The 9,294-nt window shown below is 69.8% G+C and carries 8 protein-coding genes; all 8 read right to left on the bottom strand.

The genetic code is table 11. From position 1 onward, the window contains the following. Window positions 1–721 (bottom strand): hypothetical protein (locus tag D183_RS0113450; protein WP_017909457.1); only part of this gene is annotated, 721 nt, incomplete at its 3' end. A gap of 4 nt (window positions 722–725) precedes the next feature. Beyond that, window positions 726–1,190, bottom strand: coding sequence for a transcription elongation factor GreA (gene greA / locus D183_RS0113445; protein ID WP_026143501.1), 465 nt, complete (start codon window positions 1,188–1,190; stop codon window positions 726–728). An 8-nt stretch (window positions 1,191–1,198) separates the two neighbouring features. Further along, the gene (carB, locus tag D183_RS0113440; RefSeq protein WP_017909455.1) at window positions 1,199–4,441 is read right to left on the bottom strand and encodes a carbamoyl-phosphate synthase large subunit; all 3,243 of its coding nucleotides are present in this window, start codon (window positions 4,439–4,441) and stop codon (window positions 1,199–1,201) included. A 9-nt stretch (window positions 4,442–4,450) separates the two neighbouring features. Beyond that, window positions 4,451–4,894 (bottom strand): DUF6973 domain-containing protein, encoded by a 444-nt coding sequence (locus tag D183_RS0113435; protein ID WP_017909454.1) that lies wholly within the window; start codon window positions 4,892–4,894, stop codon window positions 4,451–4,453. Further along, window positions 4,894–6,018 (bottom strand): glutamine-hydrolyzing carbamoyl-phosphate synthase small subunit, encoded by a 1,125-nt coding sequence (carA, locus tag D183_RS0113430; protein WP_026144457.1) that lies wholly within the window; start codon window positions 6,016–6,018, stop codon window positions 4,894–4,896. Before carA ends, D183_RS0113435 begins: the two co-directional genes overlap by 1 nt. A gap of 162 nt (window positions 6,019–6,180) precedes the next feature. Next, window positions 6,181–6,897, bottom strand: a complete 717-nt coding sequence (dapB, locus tag D183_RS0113425) for a 4-hydroxy-tetrahydrodipicolinate reductase (protein ID WP_081613344.1) — start codon at window positions 6,895–6,897, stop codon at window positions 6,181–6,183. A gap of 334 nt (window positions 6,898–7,231) precedes the next feature. After that, window positions 7,232–7,948, bottom strand: coding sequence for an MOSC domain-containing protein (locus D183_RS0113420; protein ID WP_017909451.1), 717 nt, complete (start codon window positions 7,946–7,948; stop codon window positions 7,232–7,234). A gap of 20 nt (window positions 7,949–7,968) precedes the next feature. Then, a complete protein-coding gene (locus D183_RS0113415; protein WP_026144456.1) occupies window positions 7,969–9,177 on the bottom strand; it encodes an aminotransferase-like domain-containing protein in 1,209 nt (402 codons plus the stop codon). Window positions 9,178–9,294: the final 117 nt, after the last annotated feature.

Below are 9,294 nucleotides of genomic sequence, written 5' to 3'. Positions count from 1 at the left end.
CCCGCGGCGCCTGCGCATCGGCGACGCCGGCGGCCTGGGCCAGCGCGCGCAACAGCGGATCGCGGCTGCGCACCTGCGCATGCGCAGTGCCGACGGTCGCCGGCAGGCGGCCGCCGCCCCAGAACCACAGCGAGTTGATCGCCGGCTGGCCGCGGGCGACGCGTTCGCGGTTCCAGGGATGCTGGTGCAGCACGATCTGCACTTCGGTCAGCAGGGCACGCCAGCGGCGCGCGTCCTCGCCCTGCGGCAGATGATCGAACAGGTCCGCCCCGAGCACCTGCGCCGGTGCCGCGAACACCGGCAGCACGCTGTCGGCCGGCAGGCGCAGGTACCAGCGGGTCGGATCGGGCGCATCCAGGGTCAGCCCGCTCTCGGCGAACACGCCCTGCACCGCCGGCAATAACGCGTCCAGGTCCACCGCGTCGAGCGGCAGCATGTCGCCATGCGCCATCAGCCGTGCGCCCTGCATGTCCGGCACCACATAGGCGGGATCGGCGCGCAGCCACAGGCCGTCGCCGGCATCGCCGGCATCCAGTTGGCGGGTCAGCGCCGCGGCTGGCAGCGATGCTTCCGCCAGCACGAAATGGCGGCGCAACTGCGCCTCGCCGCCGGGCGCGGCCTGCGTGCGGTCGGCGCGGCCGAACGCGCGCGCCACCTCGCCAGCCAGCACGGCGCCGGCCAGGCGGACCCGCTCCGGCAACAGCAAGGTGGCAACCGCCATCGGATCAGCCGACGTAGGCGACGCTGACGATCTCGTACTCGCGGCGTCCGGCCGGGGCATCGATGCTGACGCTGTCGCCTTCCATCTTGCCGATCAGCGCACGCGCCAGCGGCGAGGAAATCGCGATCAGGCCCAGCTTGATGTCCGCTTCGAGGTCGCCGACCAGCTGGTAGCGCTTCTCTTCGTCGGTCTCCACATCGGCCAGGGTCACAGTGGCACCGAACACCACCTTGCTGCCGACCGCCAGCTTGCTGACGTCGATGACCTCGGCGTGCGACAGCTCGCTTTCCAGCTGCTTGATGCGGCCTTCGATGAAGCCCTGCTGCTCGCGCGCGGCGTGGTACTCGGCGTTCTCCTTGAGGTCGCCATGCGCGCGCGCCTCGGCGATCGCGGTGATGACCTCGGGACGCTTGACCGACTTCAGGTGATCCAGTTCCTCGCGCAACCGCTGCGCGCCTTGCATGGTGATCGGGGCTCTCACGCTTCCAGCTCCTTGTGCAGTTCCTGCAGCGCCCAGACCGGACCGGTGCCGCGGAATTCCAGTGAATGCACCAGCGCACGCGCGCCGGCGACCGTGGTCGAATAAGTGACGCGATGCTGCAGGGCTTCGCGACGGATCGAGAACGAGTCGGAGATCGCCGCCCGGCCCTCGGTGGTGTTGACGATATACACGATTTCGCCGTTCTTGATCAGATCGACGATGTGCGGGCGACCCTCGGCGACCTTGTTCACCTGCTCGCACTGCAGGCCGTGCTGCTGCAACCAGGCGCAGGTGCCGCGGGTGGCGACCAGGGTGTAGCCGCGTTCGACCAGCGCCTGCGCCACCGGCAGCACGCGCTGCTTGTCCGGATCGCGCACCGACACGAAGGCCTTGCCCAGCGGCGGCGCCTTGATGCCGCCGGCTTCCTGCGCACGCGCGAACGCTGCGCCGAAGCTGCGCCCCACGCCCATCACCTCGCCGGTGGAGCGCATCTCCGGGCCGAGGATCGGATCGACGCCCTGGAACTTGGCGAACGGGAAGATCGCCTCCTTCACCGAGTAATAGTCGGGCACGATCTCCTTCAGCGCGCCCTGCTCGGCCAGGGTCTTGCCGGCCATGCAGCGCGCGGCGATCTTGGCCAGCGGCACGCCGATCGCCTTGGACACGAACGGCACGGTACGCGAGGCGCGCGGATTCACTTCCAGCAGGTAGACGATGTCGTCGCCGGCATCGTTGACCTGCACCGCGAACTGGGTGTTCATCAGCCCGACAACGTTCAGCGCCTTGGCCAGTTCGACCACCTGGCGGCGCAGCTCGGTCTGGGTAGCCGGCGACAGCGAGTACGGCGGCAGCGAGCAGGACGAATCGCCCGAATGCACGCCGGCTTCCTCGATGTGCTCCATCACGCCGCCGATCAGCACCTGGCCGCTATGGTCGGCGATGATGTCCACGTCCACTTCCACCGCGTTGTCGAGGAAGCGGTCCAGCAGCACCGGCGAATCGTTGGAGACCTTGACCGCGTCGCGCACGTAGCGCGCCAGGTCGGATTCGCCGTAGACGATTTCCATGGCGCGGCCGCCGAGCACGTAGCTCGGGCGCACCACCAGCGGATAGCCGATCTCGCGCGCCAGCACCAGCGCCTCGTCGGCGTTGCGGGCGATACGGTTCGGCGGCTGCTTCAGGCCCAGCTTGTCGACCAGCTGCTGGAAGCGCTCGCGGTCCTCGGCCAGGTCGATCGAGTCCGGCGAGGTGCCGATCACCGGCACGCCGTTGGCTTCCAGCGCGCGCGCCAGCTTCAGCGGGGTCTGCCCGCCGTACTGCACGATCACGCCCTTGGGCTGCTCCAGCTCGACGATCTCCAGCACGTCTTCCAGAGTCAGCGGCTCGAAGTACAGGCGATCGGAGGTGTCGTAGTCGGTGGACACGGTCTCCGGATTGCAGTTGACCATGATGGTCTCGTAGCCGTCCTCGCGCAGCGCCAGCGCCGCGTGGACGCAGCAGTAGTCGAACTCGATGCCCTGGCCGATGCGGTTGGGGCCGCCGCCGAGGATCATGATCTTGTCGCGGTCGCTCGGCGCGGCCTCGCACTCGTCCTCGTAGGTCGAGTACAGGTAGGCGGTGCTGGTGGCGAACTCCGCCGCGCACGAGTCAACGCGCTTGTACACCGGGCGCACCTTGTGCGCGCGACGCAGCGCGCGCACCGCGGCCTCGTTGGTGCCGCACAGCTCGGCCAGACGCGCATCGGAGAAGCCGGCGCGCTTGAGCGTGCGCAGGCGCTTGGCGTCCAGCGCGCCGAGGCCGTCGGCGGCCAGCTGCGCTTCCTGCGCGATCAGGTCTTCCATCTGGTCCAGGAACCAGGGATCGATGAACGACAGCGCGTGCACCTGCTCCACGCTCATGCCGGCGCGGAAGGCGTCGGCGACATAGAACAAGCGCTCCGGACCGGGCGCCTTCAGCTCACGCTTGAGCGTGGCCAAGTCGTCTTCGCTGCTCAGGTCCAGCCCGGTCGGGTCCAGCCCGATCTTGCCGGTCTCCAGGCCGCGCAGCGCCTTCTGCAGCGATTCGGAGAAGGTGCGGCCCATCGCCATCACCTCGCCCACCGACTTCATCTGCGTGGTCAGGCGCGCGTCGGCCTGCGGGAACTTCTCGAAGGCGAAGCGCGGAATCTTGGTGACCACGTAGTCGATCGACGGCTCGAACGAGGCCGGGGTCAGCCCGCCGGTGATCTCGTTCTTCAGTTCGTCCAGGGTGTAGCCCACCGCCAGCTTGGCCGCGACCTTGGCGATCGGGAAGCCGGTGGCCTTGGAGGCCAGCGCCGAGGAGCGCGACACGCGCGGGTTCATCTCGATCACCACCACGCGGCCGGTCTGCGCGTTGATGCCGAACTGCACGTTGGAACCGCCGGTGTCCACGCCGATCTTGCGCAGCACCGCGATCGACGCGTCGCGCAGGCGCTGGTATTCCTTGTCGGTCAGGGTCTGCGCCGGGGCCACGGTGATCGAGTCGCCGGTGTGCACGCCCATCGGGTCCAGGTTCTCGATCGAGCAGACGATGATGCAGTTGTCCGCGGTGTCGCGGACCACTTCCATCTCGAACTCCTTCCAGCCCAGCACCGACTCTTCAACCAGCACTTCGCTGGTCGGCGACAGTTCCAGGCCGCGGCCGACGATCTCGATCAGCTCTTCGCGGTTGTAGGCGATGCCGCCGCCGCTGCCGCCGAGGGTGAAGCTGGGGCGGATGATGGTCGGGTAGCCGACCGTGGCCTGGATCTCCAGCGCCTCTTCCAGGGTGTGCGCCACTGCCGCCTTCGGGCACTCCAGGCCGATCTCGCCCATCGCCACGCGGAACAGCTCGCGGTCCTCGGCCATGCGGATGGCCTCGCGCTTGGCGCCGATCAGCTCGACGCCGTACTTCTCCAGCACGCCGTGGTCGGCCAGGTCCAGCGCGCAGTTCAGCGCGGTCTGTCCACCCATCGTCGGCAGCAGCGCGTCGGGCTTTTCCTTGGCGATGATCTTCTCGACCGTCTGCCAGTTGATCGGCTCGATGTACACGGCGTCTGCCATGTTCGGGTCGGTCATGATCGTGGCCGGGTTGCTGTTGACCAGCACCACGCGGTAGCCCTCGTCGCGCAGCGCCTTGCACGCCTGCGCGCCGGAGTAGTCGAACTCGCAGGCCTGGCCGATGACGATCGGGCCGGCGCCGATGATGAGGATGGTTTGGAGGTCGGTGCGCTTGGGCATGGGGGATTCTCAGTAGAGGCGGTCCTGCCACGCCGCAGGGGCGCGCCAGGTGATCTGATCGGGCGAACGCGCATCGATCGCGCCATGGTCGACCGCGGCGCGAACCTCGCGCTGCATCGCGGCCCAACTGCTGGCGGTGGCGCCGATGCGCGCGCCGATCCGGTTGTTGTGGGCGTCCATCGCCCGGCTGGCGTTGCCGTGGCCGTCGCGCTCCCTGACCGCCGTGACCCAGTCCACGCAGCGCGGCGACAGGGTGTAGGCGACCACGGCGCTGGCCAGGCTGTGGCGGTACGCATCGGCCGGGCCGTCGCGTCCGCCCGGCAAGCCGGCGCTGAGCCACTGCGGATACACCGCGCCCAGCACGAAGGCCGGATACGCGGCGAGCACCAGCAACGCCGTGGCCGGCCACCGCCAGCGGCGGGTCGGCGACGGCATGGCCGGCGCTGCGGCCATCAGGCGGCGGCCGCCATCAGCGCGGTGAAGCGATCGAACAGCGGCGCCACGTCGCGCGGACCCGGCGAAGCTTCCGGATGGCCCTGGAAGCTGAAGGCCGGCGCGTCGGTGAGCGCGATGCCCTGGTTGCTGCCGTCGAACAGCGAGCGATGGGTGACGCGCACGTTGGCCGGCAAGGTCGCCTCGTCCACCGCGAAGCCGTGGTTCTGCGAGGTGATCATCACCCGGCCGCTGTCCAGGTCCTGCACCGGATGGTTGGCGCCGTGGTGGCCGTGGCCCATCTTCAGGGTCTGCGCGCCGGCGGCCAGCGCCAGCAGTTGGTGGCCCAGGCAGATGCCGAAGGTCGGGATCTTGCGCGCCAGCAGTTCCTTGATCGCGGCGATCGCGTAGTCGCACGGCGCCGGGTCGCCGGGGCCGTTGGACAGGAACACGCCGTGCGGGTTCATCGCCAGCACCTCGGCGACCGGCGTCTGCGCCGGCACCACGGTCACCTCGCAGCCGCGCTCGGCGAGCATGCGCAGGATGTTGTGCTTGACCCCGTAGTCGTAGGCGACGACCTTGAACTTGGGCTCAGCCGTGACGAAGGCGTTGCTGTCCAGGTCGAGCTGGCCGTCGCGCCAGGGATAGGACTTGTCGGTGGAGACCACCTTGGCCAGATCCATGCCCTTCAGCCCCGGGAACTTGCGCGCCGCGTCCAGCGCGGTGTCCACGTCGACCTCGCCGGCCATCAACGCGCCGTTCTGCGAGCCCTTCTCGCGCAGGATGCGGGTCAGCTTGCGGGTGTCGATGCCGGCGATGGCGACCACGCCGCGCTGGATCAGCCAGTCCGGCAGCGCCACCTGGTTGCGCCAGTTGCTGGGGCGGCGCGGCACGTCGCGCACGATCAGGCCGGCCGACCAGACCTGGGCGGCCTCGTCGTCCTGGTCGGTGCAGCCGGTGTTGCCGATATGCGGATACGTCAGCGTGACCAGTTGGCGGGCGTACGAGGGATCGGTGAGGATCTCCTGGTAGCCGGTCATGGCGGTGTTGAACACCACTTCGCCGACGGACAGGCCGGCAGCGCCTACGGATTCGCCCTCGAACACGGTGCCGTCTTCAAGGACAAGGATTGCGGGTTGAGTCACGGGGTTCGCCTTGGGGAGAGAGGAACCCTGCCCCACCAACTTGCAGGCTGCAAGAAACCGCGAACTCGGCGCTTCTCCGGGTCCGTGGCGATGGGTAACAGGCGAGCGAGAATTGTACCGGCGCGGGGCGGTCCGCGCCAGCCGTTTATGTGAAAACCGCGTTCAGCCGAGCAGGTCGCGCAGCCGGTAGGCCCCGGGCGCACGCCCCGGCAGGCGCGCGGCCGCGTGCAGCGCGCCGCGGGCGAAGATGTCGCGGTTGCTGGCGCGGTGCACCAGTTCGACCCGCTCGCCGAGTCCGGCGAACTGCACCAGATGTTCACCGACGATGTCGCCGGCGCGCAGGCTGGCGTAGCGCGGGGTCGCGCCGCCGTGCGCGGCCGCGTCGCCGAGGGTCAGTGCGGTGCCGGAGGGCGCGTCCTGCTTGTGCACGTGGTGGGATTCGACGATGTCGCAATCCCAGCCCGGCAGCGCCGCGGCGGCGCGCTCGACCAGATCGTGCAGCACCGCCACCCCCAGGCTGAAGTTCGAGGCCCAGATCAGCGGAATGCGTTCGGCGGCAGCGGCCAGCGCCTGCCGCTGCGCGTCCTCCAGTCCGGTGGTGCCGGACACCAGCGCCGCACCGCGCGCGGTGCACAGGGCCAGCACCGGGTCGAATCCCTGCGGCAGGCTGAAATCGATCGCCACGTCGAAGGCCGGCACGCCGCCCAGTTCGGCCGCGGCGAAGTACGGCACGCCGTCGATCACCCGCTGCGCCGGCGCGCGCCGCACCACCGCGGCCACCACTTGCAGCGCCGGGTCCTGCGCGGCCAGCCGCAACAACGCCTGGCCCATCCGGCCGGACGCACCATGGATCAACACACGCAGCGGAGAAGTCGTCATCGGCACAAGGCTAGCGGTTTGCGCGCGGGTACGACAGAGGGCGCGCGCGCCCGAGACGCAAACGTCCCACGCGCCACCTCGGACGTGGCGATGCTTCCCTCGTCGGCGCTGAAGCCCCTCCCACAAGGGCGTGGCGGCACTGGAAGCGACAAAAAAGCCGCCAGGCGAGGCACCTGGCACCTGGCACCTGCCAAGAGACATCGCAGCCGATCGCCCCCCCCCTGTGGGAGCGGCTTCAGCCCCGACGCATTGCACCCACCCAATCGGGCATGCACCTGTCGACGCCACCGCTCCCGCCAAGGGGGGAGCACGCTCGCCGGATCGATCAACCGCCCTACTCGGCCGCCGCCTGCCCCAACAGGCGCTTGTCCCAATCCTCCACCGCACGCTGCGCCAGGCGCCGCTCGAACAGGGTGCGCCAGTTCGGCACCAGCGGCAGCGCCAGCACCTCCTGCAATTGCGCCGGGTCGATCTCGCGGCGGTACAGCAACCCGACCAGGCGTGCCAGCGACCACTGCGGATACGGACGCTCCAGCAGCACCAGACTGTCGCCGGCGGCGACCTCGCCGGGCTGCAGCACGCGGTAGTACCAGCCGGTACGGCCGCTGTCCTGCACGCGCCGCGCCAGCGCGGCCACGCCGAAGCGGTCGGACAGCTTCCAGCACGGCTGCCGCGACTGCGACACCTCGACCAGGGACGTGCCCAGGCGCAGGCGATCGCCCAGGCACAGGTCGGCTTCGGTCACCCCGCTACTGCTGAGGTTCTCGCCGAACGCGCCCGGCGCGTCCAGCAAGGCATGTGCGCCGAGTTCCTCGCGCCAGGCCCGGTAATGGTCGCGCGGGTAATGGTGCAAGGCCTTGTCGGGGCCGCCATGCACACGGCGGTCGCCCTGCTCGTCCAGCTCCAGCCCCTCCGGGCCGATGCGCAGGCGTCCGTCCTGGGGCCGCTTGTCGATCGCGCTGCGGCTGCCTGGGCTGGTGAACGCCTGCGCGCGGCCGACCAGGACCGCATCGATGGTCCACGATGCGACCGCGGAACCGGACGACGTCATCGACGGAGGCGACGCCGGACTCAGGCCGTCGCGCGCCGGTGCGCGGCGACCTCGTCCTGCAACAGCGCGCCGAGGATGCGCACGCCGGTCTCGATGCGTTCGGCCGGCACGGTCACGAACGACAGCCGCAGGGTATTGCGCTGCGGCGCGACCGCGAAGAACGGCGCGCCCGGCACGAAGGCCACGTTGCGCTCGATCGCCTTGCTCAGCAGCGCGCCGCCGTCCATGCCCTCCGGCAGTTCGACCCAAATGAACATGCCGCCGGCCGGGCGGTTCCAGCGCACCTGCGCCGGGAAGTACTTGGCCAGGGCCGCCAGCATCTGCTCGCAACGGCTGGCGTACAGCGCACGGATGCCGGGAATATGCGCATCCAGGAAACCGTCCTGCACCGCCTCGTAGACGATGCGCTGGCTGAACGAGGGCGTGTGCAGATCCGCCGCCTGCTTGGCCTGCACCAGCTTGGCGTGCACTGCCTCCGGCGCGACCAGGTAGCCCAGGCGCAGGCCCGGAGCGAACACCTTGGAGAACGAGCCCATGTAGATGGCGCCGTCCGGGTTCATCGACAGCAGGCTCGGCAGCGTGTCGCCGCTGTAGCACAGCTCGCCGTAGGGATCGTCCTCGACGATCGGCACACCGGCTGCGGCCGCGCGCGCCACCAGCGCCTGGCGCCGGTGCAGCGGCAGGCGTCGCCCGGTCGGATTCTGGAAGTTCGGCAGCACGTACATGAAGCGCGCGCCGGCCAGTTGCGCATCGTCCAGCGCGTCCACCACCACGCCGTCGTCGTCCGACTGCATCGCCGCGAACGCCGGCTGGAACAGCGAGAACGCCTGCAGCGCGCCAAGATAGCTGGGCGTTTCCACCAGCACCTTGCTGCCTTCGTCGATGAACACCTTGCCGAGCAGGTCCAGGCCCTGCTGCGAACCGGTGGTGATCAGCACCTGGCTGGGACGGATATGGGCACCGTCGCGGCTCAGCCGCGCCGCGACCCATTCGCGCAGCAACAGATAGCCTTCGGTCGGGCCGTACTGCAGCGCCGCCTGTGGCGCGTCGCGCAGCACCTTGTCGCAGGCCTCGCGCATGCGCGCGACTGGGAAGGTATCCGGCGACGGCAGGCCGCCAGCGAAGGAGATCACTTCCGGCCGTTCGGTGACCTTGAGGATTTCGCGGATCGCCGAACTGGTCAGCGCCTGCGCACGGCGGGAGAACTGGAATGGGCTGGTCATCAGCATAGGATAGTCGCCGCCATCGCGACGCGCATGTGCGGCGCACAAGCGATGCGCCGGCCAGCAACCGGCGACGCGACTCAGTGCCGCCGCGGCGGCGTCGGCCCGCAGCTGTCGCAGCCG

The sequence above is a fragment of the Xanthomonas sp. SHU 199 genome (genome assembly GCF_000364665.1).
Taxonomy (GTDB): domain Bacteria; phylum Pseudomonadota; class Gammaproteobacteria; order Xanthomonadales; family Xanthomonadaceae; genus Xanthomonas_A; species Xanthomonas_A sontii.
The sequence above is the reverse complement of the archived record's forward strand: the minus strand, read 5'-3'. Positions and strand labels throughout refer to the sequence as shown.